The sequence below is a fragment of the Streptomyces sp. CA-251387 genome (assembly GCF_050936625.1).
Taxonomy (GTDB): domain Bacteria; phylum Actinomycetota; class Actinomycetes; order Streptomycetales; family Streptomycetaceae; genus Streptomyces.
This window is the reverse complement of sequence record NZ_JBNJMJ010000001.1, coordinates 7,552,629-7,573,793: the sequence shown is the minus strand read 5'-3', so window position 1 is coordinate 7,573,793 and position 21,165 is coordinate 7,552,629. Positions and strand designations below refer to the sequence as shown.

Annotated in this window: 14 protein-coding genes; 6 read left to right on the top strand and 8 right to left on the bottom strand. The window is 71.1% G+C overall.

The genetic code is table 11. The features are described 5' to 3' along the window. Positions 1-26 precede the first annotated feature (26 nt). Complete coding sequence (locus ACQEV2_RS33665; protein WP_433050067.1) at positions 27-1,421, top strand: hypothetical protein; 1,395 nt, start codon at positions 27-29, stop codon at positions 1,419-1,421. A gap of 79 nt (positions 1,422-1,500) precedes the next feature. Beyond that, complete coding sequence (locus ACQEV2_RS33660; protein ID WP_433050064.1) at positions 1,501-1,917, top strand: hypothetical protein; 417 nt, start codon at positions 1,501-1,503, stop codon at positions 1,915-1,917. Here the strand turns inward: ACQEV2_RS33660 and ACQEV2_RS33655 are convergent. The 3 genes from ACQEV2_RS33655 to ACQEV2_RS33645 form a co-directional block, all read right to left on the bottom strand. Beyond that, positions 1,886-3,862, bottom strand: a complete 1,977-nt coding sequence (locus tag ACQEV2_RS33655; RefSeq protein WP_433050061.1) for a PE-PGRS family protein — start codon at positions 3,860-3,862, stop codon at positions 1,886-1,888. The two genes, ACQEV2_RS33660 and ACQEV2_RS33655, sit on opposite strands and share 32 nt — an antisense overlap. 34 nt (positions 3,863-3,896) lie before the next feature. Then, a complete protein-coding gene (locus tag ACQEV2_RS33650; protein WP_433050058.1) occupies positions 3,897-5,570 on the bottom strand; it encodes a DUF2264 domain-containing protein in 1,674 nt (557 codons plus the stop codon). A 100-nt stretch (positions 5,571-5,670) separates the two neighbouring features. Next, positions 5,671-6,723: a rhamnogalacturonan acetylesterase gene (locus tag ACQEV2_RS33645; protein WP_433050056.1), complete on the bottom strand. Its 1,053-nt coding sequence runs from the start codon at positions 6,721-6,723 to the stop codon at positions 5,671-5,673. A 203-nt stretch (positions 6,724-6,926) separates the two neighbouring features. Here ACQEV2_RS33645 and ACQEV2_RS33640 point away from each other — a divergent pair, with 203 nt between their 5' ends. Beyond that, positions 6,927-8,591 carry a rhamnogalacturonan lyase B N-terminal domain-containing protein gene (locus ACQEV2_RS33640; protein ID WP_433050054.1) on the top strand — a complete coding sequence of 555 codons (1,665 nt, stop codon included), beginning with the start codon at positions 6,927-6,929 and terminating at the stop codon, positions 8,589-8,591. Positions 8,592-8,610: 19 nt separating this feature from the next. On the opposite strand, the gene ACQEV2_RS33635 is transcribed toward ACQEV2_RS33640, so the two are convergent. Continuing rightward, positions 8,611-10,026 carry an RICIN domain-containing protein gene (locus ACQEV2_RS33635; protein WP_433050052.1) on the bottom strand — a complete coding sequence of 472 codons (1,416 nt, stop codon included), beginning with the start codon at positions 10,024-10,026 and terminating at the stop codon, positions 8,611-8,613. Position 10,027: 1 nt separating this feature from the next. After that, on the bottom strand, positions 10,028-11,143 hold the full coding sequence (locus tag ACQEV2_RS33630) for a glycoside hydrolase family 43 protein (protein ID WP_433050050.1): 1,116 nt from the start codon (positions 11,141-11,143) through the stop codon (positions 10,028-10,030). A 189-nt stretch (positions 11,144-11,332) separates the two neighbouring features. Here ACQEV2_RS33630 and ACQEV2_RS33625 point away from each other — a divergent pair, with 189 nt between their 5' ends. From ACQEV2_RS33625 to ACQEV2_RS33615, 3 genes are all read left to right on the top strand, one after another. After that, positions 11,333-13,450 carry an autotransporter-associated beta strand repeat-containing protein gene (locus ACQEV2_RS33625; protein WP_433050048.1) on the top strand — a complete coding sequence of 706 codons (2,118 nt, stop codon included), beginning with the start codon at positions 11,333-11,335 and terminating at the stop codon, positions 13,448-13,450. A 216-nt stretch (positions 13,451-13,666) separates the two neighbouring features. Then, positions 13,667-14,590 carry a homocysteine S-methyltransferase gene (gene mmuM / locus ACQEV2_RS33620; RefSeq protein ID WP_433050046.1) on the top strand — a complete coding sequence of 308 codons (924 nt, stop codon included), beginning with the start codon at positions 13,667-13,669 and terminating at the stop codon, positions 14,588-14,590. Between the two features lie 447 nt (positions 14,591-15,037). Next, positions 15,038-17,269, top strand: coding sequence for a serine hydrolase (locus ACQEV2_RS33615; RefSeq protein ID WP_433050044.1), 2,232 nt, complete (start codon positions 15,038-15,040; stop codon positions 17,267-17,269). Positions 17,270-17,392: 123 nt separating this feature from the next. Here the strand turns inward: ACQEV2_RS33615 and bla are convergent, their stop codons facing one another. From bla to metX, 3 genes are all read right to left on the bottom strand, one after another. Then, positions 17,393-18,331, bottom strand: coding sequence for a class A beta-lactamase (gene bla / locus ACQEV2_RS33610; protein ID WP_433050042.1), 939 nt, complete (start codon positions 18,329-18,331; stop codon positions 17,393-17,395). Positions 18,332-18,537: 206 nt separating this feature from the next. Further along, on the bottom strand, positions 18,538-19,965 hold the full coding sequence (locus tag ACQEV2_RS33605; protein ID WP_433050040.1) for an MFS transporter: 1,428 nt from the start codon (positions 19,963-19,965) through the stop codon (positions 18,538-18,540). A 20-nt stretch (positions 19,966-19,985) separates the two neighbouring features. Beyond that, positions 19,986-21,107 carry a homoserine O-acetyltransferase MetX gene (gene metX, locus ACQEV2_RS33600; RefSeq protein ID WP_433050038.1) on the bottom strand — a complete coding sequence of 374 codons (1,122 nt, stop codon included), beginning with the start codon at positions 21,105-21,107 and terminating at the stop codon, positions 19,986-19,988. Between the last annotated feature and the right edge of the window lie 58 nt (positions 21,108-21,165).

The window sequence follows — 21,165 nt, the reverse complement described above, 5'->3', positions numbered from 1 at the left end:
CGAGCCGTCGGCGGCGACGAGGAAGCATGACATCCGCAAGACGCACCCCCACCAGCGGCCACCGCCGGGTCCGCATGGCCCGGCGCCCCCTCGTCGCGGGCGTTGCCGCCACCGCCGCGCTGGTCGGGGTCTGGTACGCCACCGCCGGTGCGGCCACGACCACGGCGCCGAACCTCACCCCCACGACCACCACGGTGAGCCTGCCGGCGAAGTTCCCGTACCTGTCGGCGGGTTACAACAACACCCGCGAGTGGACGCGCACGGCGACCGCGGTGGCCCCGAACGGCACCCTGCGCGTCGCCTGGCCCGCGGCGGACGGCGTCCACGTCACCCCGCTGACCGCCGCCGGCAAACGTTCGGGCGCGGACACGATCGTCAAGGGTGCCGAGGAGGTGGGCGGACTCGTCGCCCACAACGACGGCTTCGCGCTGCTGACCCGGGTCGCCGACACCAACAAGTGGAAGGAGACGGCGGCCGCGATCGTCCGCTACACGGGCGGCAAGCAGACCTTCCGCACCAAGCTCACCGGCACCGCGACCAACGACACCTCCCCGACCCTCGACGGCCGGCTCACCTGGAACGGCAGCAAGTACGGCGCCTACTTCGTCGTGCACGGCGCGGGCGGCTTCGCCGACGGGCACTTCGGCGACAAGCTGTCGTACGTCAGCGCCAAGGGCGCGGGGCTCAGCGGCGGTTGGAGCTGGGGGTGCAGCCACAACGAGGGCATCGCGCTGCACGCCGAGAAGACCGGCGCCTTCACCTCCCTCTGCTTCGACGACTGGCGTTCGGGACTGTTCGTGTCGACGGGGATCGGCGCGCCAGACAACGCCCCGGTCGTGCAGCGCGAGCAGTGCTGGGCGGGCTACTGCGGGGGTACGTACCCGAGCCGCACCGGTGACCTCGTGAAGTCCTCAACCGGCCGCTACGCCACCGCCTTCGCCTCCCGCGGCGCCGCGTCGGCCAGGAAGAACCCCGACGACTCCTCCGGCCGCGGCTGGACCGTCACCCCGAAGACGAGCACCCACCAGGTGGCGGTCGCCTTCCTCAAGAACCGCAACTCCGGCCCCGGCAAGGCGATTCACCTCTCGAACACCAAGGGCACGGAGCACGTGAACGTCCGTCTCGCCCCGTACGGCAAGGACCGGTTGCTGCTGTCGTGGGAGTCGCTGAAGGACGCCAAGTGCAAGGACGGCACCTGCACCGGCACCTTCACGGGCACGCACTTCCGGCTCATCGACTGGAACGGCAGGTTCCAGAGCGCCACGAAGGTCGTCGGCGCCCGGATCACCGGTGACCTCGCGGTCCAGAAGGACGGCACGCTGACCTGGGCGTCCGTCCCCGTCACCCCGTCGTACACGACCGCGCTCACCGGGGCGTCCCCCATCACGAGGACGCTGCAGATCGCTCGCCTGAAGCCCTGAAGCCGTTCGGCATACAACCACCGCCCCCGTCCGATGCGTCTCACCTGTGCGAGGCACGCGGACGGGGGAGGTCGGTGCGGTGTCCGGACGAGCGATGCACAGTGCCGTGCGGAGCGTACGGCGGTTCTTCTGGCTGCCCGGCGGCACGCCACGTCACCCGGCCCGGCCGCTGCCTCTGCTTCGCGTCTGGCTGTTCCTCCTGGCCGTGGGGGCCGGCGGCGCCGCCCTCGGCCTGGAGTGGGAGGGCACCTTCGCCATGTTGCTGGGGACGGTGTACGCCATGCTCGACGACGTGATCGAGGGCGTACGGCATCGCTGGCCTGCCTTCGTCGCCGCGTCGTCGGTCGGCTGGGCCGTCGACCGGCTCGCGTACGCCGCCGTACCCGCCGTCTCCGACGCGCTGTGGGGCGAGTACGCCGTCCACGCCGTATGGACCCTGGCCTGCCTGGCGACGTTCGTCGCGATCAGCCGTCTGCCGCCGTGGGGGAGGGATTGATCCACTCGGCCATGCGCTGCATGACCTCGACGGGCACCGCCGGGTTCCGGAAGGCCGTCTCCGCGGTGCCGGGGCCCCGCAGCAGCCTCGTCAGGAGCCGGGCCGGCAGGTGGGGGTGGACCGCGGCCGCGTACCGTACGGAGTCGTGCGGGTCGTCGAGCAGCCTCGCCGCGGCGGCGGCCGACAGCCGGGGGTCGGTCGCGGCCCGGTACCGCACCTCCGCACTGCCGTCGCGGCTGAATCTCTCGACCAGTTCGGGCGTCGACGCCGGATCGTCCAGGGCCAGTCTGCGCATGCGCGGGCTCGGATCGTCGGCGTACCGCAGGAGGTCGTGGCGGGGAAAGTTCGGGTGGCCGCGCGGCCGGTCGGGGACGGTGAGGCTGCCGGTCCACCACCGCCACACCCGCAGCAGCATGTCCGCGGGCGCGTCATCACACGATTCGGCGAGGAAGAGCTGGACGACGCGGTCCTCGTCGCGGGCGAGACGCTCGACGACGTCCGGCGGCAGATGCCGGGCCCTGGCCACGCTCCTGCGCACGAGGAAGTGGGAGGAGGCGGCCAGGCGTCGCATGGCGTCCTCGTCCTCGTGCAGGGCCTTGACCCAGTCCAGTTCCCGGTAGCGGGTGACCGGATCCATGTCGATGGGGACAGCTGCGCGCTGCTCCTCGGTGAGGTCGGGGCGCGTGGACACCACGAAGCGGACGTAGTCCTCGGGGTCCTCGGCCAGGAGGGCGACCAGGTCCGGGTCCAGACGCGGGTTGGCGGCGAGTGAGTACCGCTCGTGCCGCTCACCGTGCCTCGCCACGTGCTCGGCGAGATCGCGCTCCAGGAGACAGGTTTCCAGCGCGCCGGCCTCGATGTCCTCGGCTTCGTACACCGACCGCGGCATCGGGTGCTCCCGGTGGTGCAGCGGCCGGACCCTCGCCCGCACGATGCCGTGCGGGTCGGCCAGGAGCGCCGCCCGGCCCTCGGCGTCGAGATGGGGCCAGGCCGGCCGGCAGGCCACGGCCCGCACACCGTCGTCGGGATCGGCGGCCAGCGCGACCGCCACAGCGGCGGGCAGGCCCTTCAGCAGGGCGGCCTCGGAGCGCACGCGCGCGGACGGATCGGCGGCGAGCTCGCGGTAGGCGTCCTCGGTGAGCTCGGCCCAGCGATCGGCGGCGATCATGGTCATCCGCCACCGGTCACGCTCGTCCCGCTCACCGAGGACGAGACGCTCCCACTGCTCCGGCGTCAGATCCGGCGAGGTGTCGGCCACCAACGCCCTCACCTTCCACTCCGGGTGGGACACGGCCGCCTCCACGATCTCCGCCGGCAGGTGGGCGTAGAACCCCCAGCGGGACCTGAACAGTGCGGGGCCGCGCAACTCCACCGGTACGGCCGGACTGCGCGCCAGCCCGCCGGCCCACGCGTCGAGCAGCTCCTCCGTGGGCTTCGGCCCCTCGAACAGCGCCGCCCAGGCCGCCGCCCGCTCCTCCGGCGTCTCGTCGGCCGCCGCCCGCGCGGCCTCCTCCCGCCGCTCCTCGATCCGGTCGACGGCGACGAGCCGTACGTCGTGCTCCGCGGCCGTGACGCCCAGCAGGGTGTCCCCGTCCGGCGACAGGGTGACGAACGCCGGCCGCCCGGGCCGCTCGCCCAGCACCCCGGCGAGATCCCAGCTTTCGGTGAGCCGGACCCGGACCCAGCTCGCGCTGCCGGGCAGGTCGATGAGGAACACGCCGTCCGCGCCGAGGATCCCCGCCTCGGACGCCAGCCGGTGCCAGTGCGCGTTGAGTTCGGCGACCAGGTCGGGCCGGTCCGAGCGGACCTTCACGGCCGGTTCGGCCTCCCGGGCGGCAACCCACCGCCACGCGGCCGGAGCACACAGCACCTCCTCGACCTGCCAGTCCCCCACGACCTCAAGTCCGGCCCGCCCCAGCAGTTCGACCAGCTCGTCTCTCCCCATGATCCCCCATGATCCCCAAACCGCCCGGGACGGCTCAGACCGGGGTGGCGATCTCCACTCCGGCATCGACGAACCGGGCCTCGACCGTACGCCCGTCGCCCCAGCGGACCTGCAGCCCGTCCTCGCCGTCCACGCGCACGGTCACCAGCTCGTCCAGCGGCACGGGATCCGGCTCGGCGGTGAGCCGGGCGAGGGCGACGAACAGCGTGGGCCCGTCACCCATCACCCCGCCGTGCACGGGCAGAAGTTCGGCACGCACGCCCTCCCCGGCCGCCCACCCCGTCACCCGTACCGACGTCCCGGCGGCCGCCCCGGCGACCAGATGGGCCCGCACCTCCACCGCGCCCTCGGCCAGCACCAGACTCGTGACCCGGACCCCGTCACCGACGCGGTGCCGCGAGGCCACCCAGCCGTCGCCGAGGCCGAGCGGCTCGATGCCGGTGCGGCCCGGATCGTCTCCGACGATCACGCTGTTGTCGTACGACGGTGAGGGCGCCGTCGCCGTCGAGTACGCGAGCCGCGTGTAGTAGGGGTCGTAGCGGACGTCCTCGCTGCCGTGGTTGTGGAGGCGGACCAGGCCGTCCGAACTCGTGGACTGCAGCAGCCAGTTGGGCGCTGCGATCGCGGTCACGGCATCCGCGCGCTCGGCCGGGGCCGGCTCCTCGGCGGCCGTCCACACCTCGTGCTCCGCCGGCAGGAGCAGACCGAGGAAGCCCTTGCTCGCCCAGTACGGGGACGCCGGGCCCGAATAGCCCTGCAGGACCGCCTCGTCGGGGCCGTGCCAGCCGAGGGTGAGCAGGCCGTTCGCGTCCACCGCGCCCCGCTCCAGGAAGTACTTCAGCGCACCGGAGGCCAGCCGTCTCGTCTCCCCCGGCGCGAGCGGCGTACGGCCGGTCAGGGCGCCCAGCCACAGCGGAGCCGTCGTGGCGAACCGATACGTCAGGGAGCGGCCCTGGTGCATCGGGGCGCCGTCGCCGCCGAACAGTCGGGCGTAGTCGTCGAGATGCCGCTGGAGCCGACCCCCGTACAGCTCCAGCAGCCTCTCGTCCTGGGCCAGCCACGCGTGCAGCACCGGATACAGGTGCATGGCCCAGCCGTTGTAGTAGTCGAACTTGCGGCCGTCGCCGTCCGTGTACCAGCCGCCGCCGACGTACCAGTCCTCGATCCGCTCCAGCCCTCGCTCGATCGCCTTGCAGGACGCCTCCGTCTCGTACCCGATCTCCTGGAGGAAGCCGCCCACCGTCACCGGGAACAACTCCCAGTTGCAGGGCCAGGCTTCCGCGGTCAGGGCGTCCGCGAGCCAGGCCGCCGCCCGCTGCCGCACCGCGTCGTCCAGCCGGTCCCATAGCAGCGGCCGCGTCAGCCGCAGCGCGAGCGCGATCGACGCCGCCTCGACCAGCGGCTGGCCGCGGTCCTCGATGCGGGGCCAGACGCCCGCGACACCGGCCGCGAGTCCGTCGGCGTACCGCTCCAGCGCGGTCGGGTCGCGGCGGAAGGCGGCCAGGAGCAGCGTGCGGGCGTAGCCCTCCAGGCCGTCGGAGAGGCGGCCGGACCAGCTCTCGCGGTCGCCGGGGAAGCGGTAGAGGGCGCGGTCCTCGGTGGCGTACGGCTCGACCGCCGCGAGCAGGGCGTCGGCGGCCGCCTCCCAGTGGGCGCGGGTGTAGCCGGTGTACGGGCTGCGGGTGCGGTCGTCGGGAGGGAGGCGCATGGGTCTCTTTCCTGCTGGCGAGGTCGGGCCCGCCTGCTCGACAGGTCAGGCCTGGGGCGCCCCGGTTCCGGTCGGGACGCCCCAGGGGCTCATCCGGAACTCATCCCACCCGAACCAGGCCCTCCGGCACCAGATGCCGGGCGACGAGTTCTTCGCGGACGAGTCCCGCGTACACCGTCGCGCCGCGGACCGAGGTGTGGGTGTTGTCCCGCTTCTCGTTGTAGAGGTACAGCGCCTTGGAGGCCTCGACGCCCAGGGATTCCACCAGTGCCTTGGTCTTCGCCGTCACGTCGATGAGGGGGACGCGCCGGTCGGCGGCGACCGAGCGGATCACCGCCGGGTGGTCCACACCGAGTCCGTTCACGAGCAGGGCCGTGTTGTTGTTGAGCGTACCGTCGGAGTTGAACCAGCGGCGCACGATGGGCGTCACCAGAACGGGCTCCCCGCCCTTTTCCCGCACGCCTGCGACGAGTGTCTCCAGATTCGCCCGGTACGTCGCTTCGTCGGTCGTCTTGTCGTTGTGGGCGAGCTGGATCAGGACCAGGTCGCCGGGGCGGATCCGCGGCTGGACGGTGGCCCACAGGCGGGAGTCGGCGAGGTAGGTGACCGTGCTCTCGCCGGAGTCCGCGTAGTTGGCGACGGACAGGCCCTTGCGGAGGTACTGCGGGAGCTGCTGGCCCCAGCCGGAGTACGGGTCGCCGGGCTGGTCGCAGACGGTGGAGTCGCCGACGAGGAAGATCTGGCGGGCGTGCCGGGCCGGGGTGACCTCGATGCCGGCGAGGGCGGGGGCCGAGCCGCCGAGTCGCAGGTCCAGGCCGGGGGTTGCGTCGGGGCCCGTGGGTTCGCCTTCAGGGGTACGGACGTTCACGGTGAAGCTGCGGGCGACGCGGTCGCCGGCGGGGGCGGACGTCTCGGGGAGCAGGGAGCGCCGGGTCTCACCGCTGATGCTCGTGCTGGACGCCGTCTCGCCGCCGAGGAGGACCTTCACGTCGTAGGTGCCGGGCGGGACCTCGAAGTGGCAGGCGGTGGCAGTGCAGTTCTCGATGCCGAGGGGGCGCCGGCCGCCGTACGACTCGTACGCGTGGGCCGGTACGGCCGCCAGGCCGGTGCTCAGCGTCACCGCCGCCAGGACGGCGAGGTTGAAACGTCTCATGCGTCGGCTCCTCCACAGGACGACAAGGCCTGGCGCTGGACCGTACCGTGCTGGGCAAGCGCTTTCTAGTACCCGCGCCGATTTCACAAGATTGCCAACTCCGTCGCTGCGAAAGCCCTTTCGCGAAATCGATTCAACTGTCACTCTCACTCACACCCGCACCCCCACACTTCCCGAACACGCGTCTCGAAGGAGGCACCCCCATGTCCGGATCCGCCAACAGACCGGTCCGACGCCGCGCCTTCGTCCTCGGAACCGCGGCCGCGGCAGGTACAGCGGCGCTGAGCGGCACCGCCTCCGCCGCGGCCTTCGGCTGGAGCGACGACGGGTCGAACTACGTCGTCGACACCGGCGCCAACCTCGTCTTCAAGGTCAGCAAGACCAACGGCGACCTGACCTCGCTGGTCTACCGCGGCACGGAGTACCAGGGCTACGACGGCAAGAACTCGCACATCGAGTCCGGCCTCGGCACCTCCACCGTGTCCATCAGGCAGTCGGGGTCGACGATCCTGATCTCGGTCGCCTACGGCACGCTGCGGCACTACTACGCGGCCCGCAGCGGCGAGAACAACATCTACCTGTGGACCAACAAGGCCGACGACTCGGTCTCGGCGACCCGCTACATCCTGCGCGTGAAGAAGGGCCTGTTCCTCAACGACGAGCCCGACTCCTACACCTACGCGCCCACCACCATCGAGGCCTCGGACGTGTTCGCGAAGCCCGACGGCCAGACCCGCTCGAAGCACTACTCCAGGCTCCGGGTGATGGACTACGACTACACCGGCTGGACGACCGGCAGCGTCGGCCTGTGGATCGTGCGCAGCAACCACGAGAAGGCCTCCGGCGGCCCCTTCTACCGCTCCCTCCTGCGCCATCGGAGCGCGGACGGCGGCGGCCTGTACGAGATCCTGTACTACGGCCAGAACCAGACCGAGGCCCAGCGCTTCGGCCTCCAGGGCCCGTACGTCATCGCCCTCACGGACGGCGGAGCACCCTCCTCGTCGCTGTTCCCGGGCACGCTCACCACCTCGTGGGCGGACTCCCTCGGCATCTCCGGGTACGTCGACGCGAGCGGGCGCGGGCGGGTGGCCGGGGTCGGGATCTCGGGGCGGAACACGGCGTACCCGTACACGGTCGGGATCGCCAACTCGTCGGCGCAGTACTGGGGTTCGGCTCGGTCGTCGGACGGCTGGTTCTCGATCGGGGGTGTGCTGCCGGGGACGTACACCCTCACCGTCCACAAGGGCGAACTCGCCGTCCACACGACCTCGGTGACGGTCACCGCGGGCAGTACGACCACCCTGAACACCCTCGCCATCCCGTCCTCCAACGACCCGGGCAACGCCACCGCCATCTGGCGGATCGGCGACTGGAACGGCACGCCGAGCGGCTTCAAGAACGCCGACCTGATGACGTACGCGCACCCGTCCGACGTGCGGGCCGCGGCCTGGACCGGCAACGTCGTCATCGGCAGCAACGAGACGGCGTCCTTCCCCTGCTACCTCTGGAAGGACGTCAACAGCGGCATCCTCGTGTACTTCAGGCTGACGGCGGCCCAGGCGGCTGCCGCGCACACCCTGCGGATCGGGGTGACGACGGCGTACGCCAACGGCCGGCCTCAAGTCACGGTCAACGACACGTGGACATCCGCCATCCCCTCCCCGCCCACCCAGCCGAACACCCGGTCGCTGACCAACGGTTCGTACCGGGGCAACAACCACACGTTCACGTACAGCGTGCCGGCGTCCGCCTGGAAGACGGACAACAGCCAGTACAACGTGCTCAGGATCGACGTGGTGAGCGGTTCGGGGACGACGGGCTATCTCAGCGCGGGCACGGCGATCGACGCGATCGACCTGCTCGCCTGAGGCGCCCCCTGACATTTGGTCAGGTTCCGCGCGTCCACTGCTGGTTGGTTCCTCCGTTGCAGGTGTACGTGATGATCGCGGCGGAGTTGGCGGTGGACGCGCCGTTCACGTCCAGGCACTCGCCGGTGGCGCGGGACTTGATGTTCACGTAGGAGCCGGTGGTGGTGAGCGACCACTGCTGGCTGGTCGCGGAGGCGTTGCAGTTCTCCTGGGTGACCGTGTTCGCGTTCTCCTGCACGCACAGGGAGCTGTGCCGGGTGATCAGCTGGTAGTAGCCGCCGCTGCCGACGGACTTGAACCAGTACTTCTGGTTGGTGCCGCCGTTGCAGTCGTACTGCTTGATCTGGGCGCCCTGCCACTGCGACTGGCTGATGACGTCGGCGCACTTGGAAGAGTGCCGGGCGATGAGCGTGTTGTACGTGGCGCTCGTCCCGCCGATCGATCCGGTGGCCGTGTCGATGGTGACCTCCGGCGACCAGGACATGGAGATCGAGGTCGCGGAGGGAAAGGTCAGCGGCAGCCAGACATAGCGGGAGTCGTTGACGGTGCCGCCGAAGGAGTTGCCCCAGCGGTCGCCCAGGTAGAGGTACGAGGTGGTCGAAGTGCCCTGCACCGGGAGGACGTACGCGGTCTGCGAGCCGTAGGCCGTGGAGTCGCCGATGTTGGTCATCGAGGTCCAGGGGCCCGCAATGTTGGTGGCCGTGGCGTACTGCTGCTGGTTGGGGTTCCAGCCGGTGGCGCCCGACGTCAGCATGAAATAGACGCCGTTCCGCTTGAACAGCGCGGGCGCTTCCCGGTGGCCGCCGTGCCAGGGGTCCGCGACCAGGGCGGCGATGCCCGTGTAGTCGCTGGTCAGTCGGTAGATGTGCAGGTCGTAGTTCTCGCGGGCGGCGGAGGCCATGTAACCGGTGCCGTCGGTGTCGACGAAGACCGTGATGTCGCGGGACATGTGCTGGCCGAGTGGGCGGAAGCTGCCCTGCCAGGTGTAGTTGCCGTCGACGGTGTCGGACACGGCGACGGCGGCACGGGCCTCGCTGTAGTCGGTGCCGTTCTCCTTGTGCATCCACATGACGAACTTGCCGGTGGAGGCGTTGTACATGACCTTCGGGCGCTCGATGTTGGCGGTGGCCAGCTCCGAGGCGGACGACTGGGTCAGGACGTGGTTGCGGAACTCCCAGTTCTTCAGGTCGGTGGAGCGGTAGGCGTCGACGTACCGAAAGGTGTTGTCGGCGTTGCGGTGCTCGCCGAACCAGTAGTAGTAGGAGCCGACCTTGAGGACACCGCCGCCGTGGGCGTGCACGAGGTTGCCCGAGGTGTCGGTGAACTGGGTGCCGTTGGTGATGGTCTGGGGTGCGGCCGTGGCGGGGCCGGCGGTGGCCAGGGCGCCGGCGAGCGCCAGACAGAGGGCGAGCAGAACAGCGTACGCACGTCTCATCTCACACACGCTCCTTCACTGTCGCGGCAGTCGTGTCGGTGGCCGGGTCCGCCGCCGTGTCGGCCACGGGTATGCCGAAGTCCGGCGTGCCGTCCGGTTTCCAGCCGAGCTTCTGGACGCGGGTGTGACGGTTGGGGTCGTTCAGCGGGTCGCCGACGATCTCCTTGTACTGGCGGGCGTGATAGACGAGGACGTCGCTGCGGCCGTCCTCGGCGACGGTGAAGCAGTTGTGGCCGGGGCCGTACTGCTTGGTGGTGTCGTTGCTGGTGAAGACCGGGTTCGGGGACTTGGACCAGTTGGCCGGGTCCAGGAGGTTGGCGTGCGCGTCGACGGTCAGCATGCCCACGCAGTAGTGGTGATCGGTGGCGGAGGCCGAGTAGGTGAGGAAGATCCGGCCGTTGCGCTTGAGGGCGTACGGGCCCTCGTTGACCTTGTAGCCGATGCACTCCCAGTCGTACTCGGGCGTGGACAGCCGCACCTGAGGACCCGTCAGGGTCCACGGGTTCTCCATCTCGGACAAGAACAGCCCGGTGTTGTTGTCCATCCCTGGTTCGTGCTGCGCCCAGCACAGATAGCGGGTGCCGCGGTGGGTGAAAGTGGTGGCGTCGAGTGAGAAGGTCTCCCAGGCCGTCTTGACCTGGCCCTTCTCCACCCAGGTGCCCTTGAAGGGGTTGGGGTGGGAGTTCTCCAGGACCCAGATGCGGATCCGCCACACGTCCTCGGCGGGTGCGGCGGCGAAGTAGATGTACCACTTGCCGCCGATGCGGTGGAGTTCGGGCGCCCAGATGTGCGCGCCCATGTCTCCGGTCGGGTGGGCCCGCCAGATGACCGACTCGGGGGCCGTGGACAGGCCGTTCAGGGTGCGGGAGCGGCGCAGGATGATGCGGTCGTACTCGGGGGCGGTGGCCGTGAAGTAGTAGAAGCCGTCGATGTGACGGTGGATGTGCGGGTCGGCGCGCTGCTGGACGAGGGGGTTCACGTAGGGGGCTGCCTTCGGCGGGGCGGCGTGGGCGACGCCGGGGAGAGCGGGGACGGCGGCCAGGGCGCCGGCGGCTGCGGCGCCCTTCAACAGCAGTCTGCGGCTGGGGACTTCGGGCAGGTCGTCTTCGCGGCTCATACGGACTGCCTCTCGGGTTCTCAGAGGGGGGAAGTGTTCGAAATGACGGACATGATCTGTCATTACGAACGCCGAAAAGGTAAGGGGGCGGAAGGAGGAGGTCAACGGGTTCGACGTGACGGAGAGAGCGCTTTCCAAAGGGCCGCCATTTTTCTGTTATCGGTGCCCTCCCCACCCGTCTCCGATGACGTGCGCAGCCTTACCCACAAGACAGCAGCGGCCGCCGGCGCCCTCGCGGCGGTCGCCGCCCTCGCCGTCGCCGCTCCCCCGGCGGCCGCCGCCTCCCGCGATGTCACCGCCGACGTGCTCGCGGACCGGGACGTGACGCTGACCGGCGACACGGTGGTCAACGTGCCTTCCGGTACGACGACGTACGACGGCGTCTTCCGCGGCGAGGGCACCCTCACCGTGCGTGGCAGTGGAACCTTGGTCCTGACCAAGGACAGCGACTTCACGCTGCCGAAGTCCCGGCAGCGGCAGAAGGTGAGCGTCCTCGGCGGCAACCACCCGTACGTCACCACGACCGACGCGGACCCGCCCGCGATCACGGTCGAGCGCGGGGCGACCCTGCAGTACGGCAACGGCGGCACGACCGGGCTGATCGGGCACTTCCCGTACAACACCCCGGCGTTCCGGCTGAACCAGGACAACATCCGGGTCGACGGCACCCTGCGGCTGTCGCTGAAGAGCGCCTACAACCTGGGCACGATCAGCGGCTCCGGGCTGATCACCCAGCCGCGCTTCCTCTGGGGCACCTGGGACCTGTCGGGCACCCACTCCTTCTCCGGGGTGATCGACAACGGCACGCAGGTCAACGCCGGGCGGCCGGAGTTCGCCACGTCGCTGCCGAACGTCCGCAAGGTCCTCAATCAGGGCACCTTCACCGTGGACACGCCGCTCGGTCGGACCGTCACCATGGGCATGGACTTCTACCAGCGCGAGTACGGCAGCGACATCAACGTCCAGTCCCGGCCGGGCAGCAAGGTCGTGCTCACCGGCCAGTACAGTTGGTCGGACCAGGGCGGCGACACGAACCCCTCGCTCAGCGACCCGGCCCTCAACTGGACCCCGGCGCGCAAGAACGTCAACAAGCGCGGCACCAACATCAAGGGCGCGAACGTCCAGTGGGGCGACGGGACGACGAACAAGATCTTCATGCCCGGGACCGCCGAGACCGTCTACATCAACCTGCTGGCGGCACGGTCCCGTTCGCTGCTGACCTTCGACTACAACGGCCCGGTGACGCTGGGCGCCCCCATCGGCGGCGGCACGTTCCACGACACGCTGGCCGCGCCCGGCGCCGGGGATGTCGTCATCAAGGGGACGAAGGGCAACGACGTCACCTTCGCCGCCGTCCAGTACTACGACGGCTCGACGACGATCGAGAACGGCGCCGTGCTGCGGCTGGGCAGCGGCAGGCCGGGCGGCGACGGCGGGCTCCACACACGGGGCGGCCTCTACAAGGTGATCAACAACGGCTCCCTCGTGCTGAACAACACGAACAAGGCCCTGTCCCTGTCCCGGATCAGCGGCAGCGGGTCGCTCACCCAGGCGGGGGCGGCCACGGCGACCCTGACGGGGAGCGCGGTGACGTACACCGGACCGACGACGGTCAAGAAGGGCACCCTCGCCCTGCGCGGCGGCGCGACGCTCGCCCGGAGCAAGGCGATCCGGCTCACCTCGGCCAAGTCCCGCCTGGACGTGGGCACTTCCACTCTGCGTGTGGGCGCGGGAAAGACACTGACGGGCAAGGGCACAGTGAAGGGTGCGGTGACGAACAACGGCGTGGTCGCGAGCGGGCTGACCGTCTCCGGCAACTACACGCAGTCGGCGAAGGGCGAACTGGTCCTGCGCGACAGCCCGTTGAAAGTGACGGGCGCGGTACGCCTGGCCGGGGACCTCGATCTCGCGTCCGCCGCGGCCGCGACGAAACCCGCCCGGAAGATCACCATCCTCGACCACCAAGGGCGAGCGAAGACGACCGGCGCCTTCACCGACCTGAAGGAAGGCGAGAAGCTGCAACTGGACGACACCACGTACCGGATCAGCTACCGCGGCGGCGACGGCAACGACGTGATCCTCACCGCCGTCACCACGAGCCCCTCCCCCGGCTCCGCCGCCCCCCGCACGGCAGCCGACCCGGCCACCTCACCGGGCACCCGCACCGCGAGCGCCGCAAGCAACGGCCTCGGCTGGTGGCCGTACGTCCTGGCCGCGGGGCTGCTCGTCGGGCTCGCGCTGCCAGCGACGCGGCTCGGGCGGGGGCGGGGGCGGCGCCGGGGAGGGCGACACGCGGCGCAGGGTTGACGACCGTGCGGGCGTCGGGCTTCGGGCCTCGGGCCTCGGGCCTCGGGCCGACCGGACGACAGGTTCTACCGTCCGCTCGGGGCCCCTGGGAACCCGAGTGACAGGGCTAGGGTGCGCGCCTCGGCCACGAGAGCGGTCTCAGGCATGCGGCCAATCCAGACCGCATGAATGTCCCACACGCCGGACACCCACCCCGTCTCGACTACCGTCGTCACCATGACCAGCACCATCGCCCTCGCCGAAGCTCTCGCCGCCGGGACCGTCGTGCTCGACGGCGGTATGTCCAACCAGCTGGAGTCCGCCGGGCACGACCTGAGCGACGAGCTGTGGTCGGCACGGCTGCTCGCCGAGCGGCCCGAGGCGGTCACCGAGGCGCATCTCGCCTACTTCGAGGCGGGGGCGGACGTGGCGATCACGTCCAGTTACCAGGCCACGTTCGAGGGCTTCGCCAAGCGCGGGATCGGTCATGAGCGGGCGGCCGAACTCCTCGTCCTGAGCGTGGAGTTGGCGCGCGAGGCGGCACGGCGGGCGCAGGCCGAGGGCGTCACACGGCCGCTGTGGGTCGCCGCGTCCGTCGGCCCGTACGGGGCGATGCTGGCCGACGGCTCCGAGTACCGGGGGCGGTACGGGCTGAGCGTGGCGGAGCTGGAGCGCTTCCATCGGCCCCGGATCGAGGTGCTGGCCGGAGCGCGGCCCGACGTGCTGGCGCTGGAGACCGTCCCGGACGCCGACGAGGCCGAGGCGCTGCTGCGAGCGGTGCGGGGGCTCGGTGTCCCGGCCTGGCTGTCGTACTCCGCCGCCGGCGACCGCACCCGCGCCGGGCAGCCGCTGGAGGAGGCCTTCGCCCTGGCCGCCGACGCCGACGAGGTGATCGCGGTCGGCGTCAACTGCTGCGCGCCGGAGGACGTCGAGAGGGCCATCGGGATCGCCGCCCGCGTCACGGGCAGGCCCGTCGTCGTCTACCCCAACAGCGGCGAGTCCTGGAACGCCGAGACCCGCGCCTGGGACGGGCGTTCCACCTTCGCCGCCGAGCAGGTACGGGGGTGGCAAGAGTCCGGCGCACGGCTGATCGGGGGGTGCTGCCGGGTGGGGCCGGAGGCGATCGGCTCCATCGCGCGTACGGTCGCGGAGGCGCGGTAGCCGCGGGGCAGTGCCGGCCACGTCGGTTTCCGGTCACCGCCGGTAACGCTCGCCGCCGTACTCGAACGGTGATCGGTTACGCTGGCCGCGCCGCCGCGTGGCGATCGCCGGCCGGCCCCTGGGGGTGCCGCGGATCGCCCGGCGGAAATCACCAGCACCTGCGTCAGGCAACGTGACGTGCCCTTCCGCCCGTCCTGTAGGACGCATGTGTCGCGAGCGCACGAAGGAGACAACGATGGCGGACCGAACACCCGACACCGGCGTCCTCGACCAGGACGACCCGCCGACGGAGCCTTCCCGCGCAGCACGCGAAACGGGGCCGGACTTGGCGGACGAGAGCAGCGGAGAGTCGCCCGGGGGCCGGTGTCGGAATCGGGGGCGCCTGAGTCGGGGGGAACGGTGGAAACGGTGGAGTCGGGGGAAACAGCAGTGTCGGGGGAAACAACGTTGTCCGGGGAAAGGTCAGAGTCGGAGGAAGCGGCCGAGTCGAGCGAATCAGCGGATTCCGCGGAGTCGGCCGACGAGCCGGACGAGCGGGAGGCTCCAGAAGAGACGCACGAGCCGGATCAGCCCGAGGACGCCGCCGACCCAGCGGCACAGGAACCGGACGGTCCGAAGGACACCGCTGACGCAGCGGCGGAGGAGCCGGACGAGCCGACGGACGCCGCCGGTGAAGCGGCAGAGGAGGCGGACGCGGCCGACGCGGTCGCCGCGCGCGGCACAGCCCCCGCTCAGGAGGCGGAGCCTCTCGCCGAGGAGGACCCGGACGCCGAGGACGACGACGTGTCAACGGACGAGGCCGCCGAGGCGGCTCCGGAAGGCCACGTCACGTCAACGGACGCGGACGACGAGGCGGCTCCCGAAGAAGACAGCACGTCATCGGACGGGGACACCAACGCATCGCCCGAAGGCGACGCCACGGCACCGGACGACAACGCCGACACGGCGCCCGAAGACGACGCCACGGCATCAGACGAGGACGCGGCGGCGGACGCGGACGCGACACCTGAAGAAGACGGCACCGCACCGGACGAGCGCGCCGAGGCGACTCCCGAGGAAGACGGCGCCGCACCGGACAAGAAGGCCGGCGCCACTCCCGAAGACGCGAGGGCTACGGCATCGGACAACACGGACGAGGCGACCTCCGAGGACGAGCCCGAGGAGGCCGCCGCCTCTGAGGCGTCCGAGAACACCCGTACGGTCGCTCTGCGGACCCTCGAGGACGCGGCCGGAGTCGACAAGACCATGGCGATCGACGTCGCCGACCTGCCGCCGGCCGAGCCGTCGGCCGCCCCGGCCACCCGGCAGGAGGCGCAGGAGGCGGACGACGCCCAGAAGGCTGAGGACACGGCAGACGACGAGGACGCGCAGCCCGCCCCCCTCGATCTCCTCGCGCAGCTCACCAACACCCCGCCGCCACCGGCCACCCCGGCCCGCACGCTGCTCCGCAGGGTCAAGATCTGGTCACCTCTCGTGGCGCTCCTCGCGCTGGTCGTGCTCGTCGTCCAGCTCGTCCGTCCGCTGCCCGAACCGACCCTCGCCGTCGACGCTAAGGCGGCGTCCTTCACGATCGGCGGCGGCACGTTCACCATGCCGTGGCCCGAGAAGGGGCAGGCCGCGGTGATGGTCGCGGGCTCGGGCAGCATCGGGACGTTCGGGGAGCAGAAGCCCGTCCCGACGGCCAGCGTCGCCAAGATCATGACCGCGTACGTCATCCTCCGCGAGCACCCCCTCGACCGGGACGAGCCGGGCCCGCGCGTCACCGTCGACGCCCGGACCGTGGAGGAGGGCAAGGCCAAGGACGAGTCGCGCATCGAGGGGCTGAAGGCCGGTCAGACGTTCAGCCTCCAGGACATGCTGAAGATGCTGATGATCCCGTCGGGCAACAACGTGGCCCGGCTGCTGGCCCGGTGGAACACGAAGACCGACGACGAGACCGCGTTCGTCCGGAAGATGAACGACGCGGCCAGGTCGCTCGGCATGAAGAACACGACGTACACCGACCCCAGCGGTCTCGACAAGGGAACCGTCAGCACGGCCGTCGACCAGCTCAAACTGGCCGAGGCGGTCATGAAGTTCGACTCCTTCCGCGCGGTCGTCGCCCTGCCCGACGCCGACATCCCCGGGGCCACGCGCATCTACAACAACAACGCTCTGCTGGGCGTGGCCGGGCTGAGCGTCAGGGGCATCAAGACCGGCTCCAACACCCCCGCCGGGGGAACGCTTTCCTGGGCCGCGTACAAGACGGTGGACGGCGAGGACCGGCTCGTCCTGGGCACGATGATGGACCAGCACGTCACGGGCCCGGACCCCAACGGCTCCAACAGCCTCCAGCTGGTGCTGGACAACAGCGAGAAGGTCATCAAGGCGGTCCGGGACGCCCTCACCTCGGCCACGGCCGTACGCAAGGGCCAGGTGGTCGGGCACGTCGACGACGGTCTCGGCGGCCGTACGCCGGTGGTGGCCACGCGGGACCTGAAGGTGGTCGGGATACCTGGTCAGAAGCTGACGCTCACCTTCCGCGACGGCGGCAAGGAGATCGGCGACGGGACGAAGGCCGGGACCGTGGTCGGTGAGCTGACGCTGAACGGCGCTGCGGGGGCGGAGCGCGTGCCGGTGGCGCTGCGGTCGGAGTTTCGGGAGCCGTCCGTCGGGACGAAGCTGACGCGGATCGGGTGAGACGAGCGGGTGCGGCGAGCCGGTGCTGCGAGCGGGCTCGGCGAGCGGGTGCGGCGAGCGGGTTCGGTCGGGAGCCGGTTCCGCTGTGCCCGCCCGTTCTCCCTCCCGTGGGCACCCCGCCCGTCAGGTCAGCGCGGCGGCGATCTGTTCCGTGGCCTCGGCGATCAGGGCCTCGCTCGGGCGGGCCTCGCGTGTGGAGCGTTCGGACATGACGGCCATCACGAGGGGGGCGGAGCGGGGTGGCCACACTAGGGCGATGTCGTTGGCCCGGCCGTAGGTGCCGGTCCCGGTCTTGTCGGCGACCCGCCAGCCCTTGGGGAGGCCGGCCCGGATGCGGTTGCCGCCGGTGGTGTTGCGTTCGAGGAGGTCGGTGAGCAGGGCGCGTTTGTCGGCGGCGAGCGCGTCGCCGAGGACGAGCGTGCGGTAGTCGGCGGCGATCGCCCGGGGCGTGGTGGTGTCGTCGGGGTCCCCGGGGCGGGACCGGTGGAGCTCGGGCTCGTAGTGGTCGAGGCGGCTGACGGTGTCGCCGAGCTCGCGCAGGTAGGCGGTCAGCCGCTTGGGGCCGCCGAGGTCGCGCAGCAGCAGGTTGGCGGCCGTGCCGTCGCTGTGCCGGATGGCGGCGTCGCAGAGCTGACGGATCGTCATGCCCTGGTCGACGTTCTTCCGGGTGATGGGTGAGATGGAGTTGATGTCGCCCCAGGCATAGGTGACGCGCTCGTCCAGGTGGCGGAGCGGGTTGCGGTCGAGGACGGCGGCGACGGCGACGGTCTTGAAAGTGGAGCAGAACGCGAAGCGGTCGTCCGCCCGGTGGGCGATCGCCGTGCCGGTGCCGGTATGCAGGGCGTACACGCCGAGCCGGGCATCGTGCTTGCGTTCGAGCGCCCGGAGCGACGGCAGATCCAGAGGCTTCGCGGAGGCGGAGGGCGAGGACGACGAGCGTGCCGGTGCCCGGGACGCCAGGGCGGCCGAGCGGTCCCGTGTGTCGCCGCACCCCGTCAGGGGCAGCAGGACGGCCGCGGTGAGGAGGGCGCGGCGGGACGGGCCGGATTGCTCTGGGGTCATGCGGTTGTACCTGCTTTCGGAAGCCGAGTCGTACCCTGCCGCGGCCGGCGCAGAAGAAAGGGGGGTCGTCGCTGTTCTACGCGCCGGGGTCGGTGGAGTTCAACTCGTCCATCCTGCCGTGTGATTGACTCGCGCACCTGTGCGGGTGGGGGTGGTCCGGAGAGCGGCCGGGCAGCGTGCCGTATGTCCGTGCGGAGCAGGGGGGCTCAGTCCTGGGAGGGTACGGGCCTGGTGCTGCCGGCCAGTGTGTCGGCGGGCCGGTGGGCGTCCCGTGTCCGGGTCAGCAGGGACAGGCCGGCCAGGGCGGCGCCCGACATCAGGACGAGGTAGACGAGGCCGTGCCGGTAGCCGGTGGCGATGTCCTCCGGGGCCGGCGGCGTGTGGCGGGCGACGCCATGGAACACGATGCCCATGACGGAGAGCCCGACGGCGCCGGCCACCTGCTGGGTCGTGGCCAGCAGACCGCTGGCGGCGCCTGCCTGAGCGGGTTTCAGGTCGTCGAGGACGAGCGTGAGGAGGGGGGCCATCACTGCTCCGGTGCAGGCCCCGTTGACGGCGAGCAGGACGGCCAGCACCGGGATGTTCACGGAAGTGGCCGCCGCGAGCACCAGCGGGAACTGGGCGGCGAAACCGGCCGTCCGGATCCACATCGCGGCCTTGAGCGGCCGTGTGGGGCCCCAGCGGGCCGTCAGGGCGGAGGAGGCCATGCTGGCCGCACAGAAACCGACCATCAGCGGGCTGGAGACCAGTCCGGACTCCAGGGGGGTGAGACCGCGCCCCTGCTGGAGCAGCAGGGCCAGGACGTACAGGGCCGAGGACATGGTGGCGTAGAAGGCGCACACGGTCAGCAGGCCGATGCGCAGGGTGCCGACGCGGAGCAGGCTGGGGGGCAGCAGCGTGTCGCGTCCCCGGGCCTCGGTGCGGCGTTCCCAGAGCCAGAATCCCGGCAGCAGCACCGCGGCCCCCACGAGCATGAGCAGGGTCCATCCCGGCCAGCCGGCCGAGCGGCCGACCGTCAGGGGAACCACCAGCAGCACCATGGCCACGGCGAACAGCGCGACCCCTGTGCGGTCGATCCTCAGGCTTCCCTGCCCATCGGTCGTCGGCAGCAGGCGCGGGGCGAGGATCAGCGTCACGATGCCGACCGGAAGGTTGACGAGGAAGGCCCACCGCCAGGACAGGCCCAGCCAGTCCAGGCTGATCAGCAGTCCGCCGATGAGCTGGCCCGTGGCCATCGCGCTGCCCGTCGCCAGGCCGTAGCCGCGCATCGCCCGGGGGCGCGCGGCCGGCGGGTAGTGGAGCTGGATCAGCGCCAGCACCTGCGGGAACAGCACGACGGCAGCACCGCCCTGGAGCGCCCGTGCGCAGATCAGCCACCATACGTCCGGTGCGAAGCCGCACATCGCCGACGTCGCGGTGAACAAGGCGATCCCCACCACGAAGGCCTTCTTGCGTCCCCAGTGGTCGCCGAGCCTGCCGCCGAGCACGACGAGGCTCGCGTAGACGATGGCGTAGACGGCCACGACGAGTTCGATCTCGCCGCTGGTCGCGTGCAGGTCCTCGGTCATGGAGGGGACGGCGACGTTGACGATGAAGAAGTCCAGGGTGGGCATGAAGGCGCCCACGAGCAGCACGGCGAGCACCGGTCGGCCCGCTATCCGAGGGTCAGGCGCAGGTGCGGCTCGACCAGGTGGGGCGCGAGCATGAATCCGTAGTGTCCGAGGTCCGTCTCCATGATGTGCGCCTGGGCGCCCCGGATGCCCGCCGCCAACTCGCGCTGTGTCTCGGGGGGATACGCGCGGTCGGTGGTGAAGCCGACGATGCGGGTGTCGGCGGTGATGCGGGCGAGCGCGTCCTCGATGCTTCCCCTGCCGCGCGCGACCGTGGCGTGCAGGGCCGTCTCGGAGAGGACGACGTTGCAGTTCGCGTCGAAGCGTTCCCACACCTTGTCGCCCTGCGCCAGCACGTACTCGCGGAACTTCTCGTGGCAGCCGTCCGAGTCGTGGTACCACGACTGTCCGCCGAACCGGTCCTGCCAGTAGCTCTCCGTGCCGTAGCGGATGTGCGCGAAACTGCGGGCGAGGGAGACGCCGGTACGGGGGCCGCAGCCCTCGGGGAGGTGGTAGAACTCGCCGCCGTGGAAGTGCGGATCCCGCCGGATCAGCTCCAGTTCCACATGCGTGTGGCCGGCCTGTTCGACGCGGGTGGCCGCCGCCACGGCGATGAGCAGGAGCCGGCCCACCCGGTCGGGGCGGGAGACCGCCCATTCCAGGGCCCGCGCCCCGCCGATGGACATGCCGATGACGGCGTGCCAGCGCTCGATGCCCAGCGCGTCGGCCAGTGCGGCCTCGGCGTTGACCTGGTCCACCACGTCGAGCGCCGGGAAGCGCGAGGCCCAGGGCCTTCCCTCCGGGTCGAGGCTCGCCGGGCCGGTGCTTCCGTCGCAGCCGCCGAGGTTGTTGGCGACGATCACCTGGAAACGGTCGGTGTCGACCGCCTTGCCGGGCCCTATCAGGCTGTCCCACCAGCCCTCGGCGGGGTGCCCCGGCCCCGCGGGGCCCGCCGCGTGGCTGGTCATGCTCAGCGGCGGCAGGATCAGCACCGCGTTGCCGCGGTCCGCGTCCAGGGTGCCCCATGCCTCGTACGCCATGGTCACCGGTCCCAGGGACTGCCCGGAGATCAGCGCCAGCGGTTCCTCGGCCGAGTGGGTCGTGACGAACCGCCGGTTTCCCGAGGGGTCACCGGGCTGCCAGGCTCCGGTGTTGTTCAGACGCATGCGCGTTCCCTCCGTGACTGGGCAGGCGGGAATGGGACGACGGGGCCTGCGGGTCTGC